The organism is Ruegeria sp. AH12, assembly GCF_056541465.1.
The window spans coordinates 1-1,091 of record NZ_JBQFYL010000085.1; the positions used below are offsets into that span (position 1 = coordinate 1).

Below are 1,091 nucleotides of genomic sequence, written 5' to 3' on the forward strand. Positions count from 1 at the left end.
ACCGGACGGATGACCGAATTGCATGTCGGTGATCACTGTCGCCCATGGGTTCACGTCCGAGGGTAGATATTCTGCATGCCCGGTGAAACCGTTGATCAAGCGCGATTTTCCGGCCTTGATTTGACCTACGAATGCTATCGAAGGCTTGAGGTTCGACAAGTCGTCAACGATGCGCGAGATGAAGTGACGCGTTTCGTCATTGCTCGTCCCGTTCATGTCTTCTGCGATGCGAATAAGCTCGCGGCGGTTTAACTCACTCATAAGATTTACCCTGGTAACTCGTATTTTTTTTAACTTTGCAAAGTGGACACTATTTGGCAGGAACGCGGTTATTCAACGGCGCTATTCAATGTTTTCCATAGGTTGACGACAGCGCCCAGCTTGCGGGCGTCATGAACGGCGGCGGCGGTTTCCTGACCGTCGCACAAGATGGCGAGACCCGCGCCTTGTCCACCTGTCGGGCGAATGACGATCAGCTGTGGATCAGTTAAAGCATCGGAACCATCGGCCTGCCATCCCGCCAGATCCCGGGTGAATCGGGCCAATATATCCGTGTCCGGATGTGCGTCTTGGCCCTGCGCACACAACCCGTCAAATTGCATCTCGTCTTCAGTCGACCCAATCAGTATTCGACCTAATGCGAACCGATCCGCGCCCTCAAAGAATTTACCGGCAATACTGGTGGCGCCTTGTGACGCAGTTTCTGGCTGGGCTTCCGGTTCTAAGGTCTGGTCGGAAACGATGGCCATGCGCGGCTCTTCGATTAGTTCAATCCGCGCGCAGGCCGCTTCGACCTCCGAAAAGGTAACCCCTACGTCATCAGCCTCAAGCGCCGTATCCGGGCGCAGAGAAACCAACTCAAGCGGGCCGGGTGCCGTTGCAATTTCCGACACCACTTGCGCCAGTCGTTCGATCAGTTTTTCGCGTGCTTCGGTTTCAAAATCCGGGACAGGGCCCGAAGCACAGCGGAATACGTCGGTGACCCGAGAGCTGTTGACTTCGATAGCCAAAGTTGCCCCGTCAGCCGCCGTAAATTCCAAACGCCGAGGCAAGATCGTGCCCCGGATGGCCCCCAGCACCTCATTCCGGCG

The 1,091-nt window shown here is 55.9% G+C and carries 1 protein-coding gene and 1 pseudogene; both read right to left on the minus strand.

The window, feature by feature from the left end; genetic code table 11:
• Positions 1–261 (minus strand): annotated as a pseudogene (locus tag ACR0EL_RS21785) (dynamin family protein); the annotation flags it as partial.
• Positions 262–329: 68 nt separating this feature from the next.
• A partial coding sequence (locus ACR0EL_RS21790) for a hypothetical protein (RefSeq protein WP_480502260.1) occupies positions 330–1,091 on the minus strand: 762 nt, incomplete at its 5' end.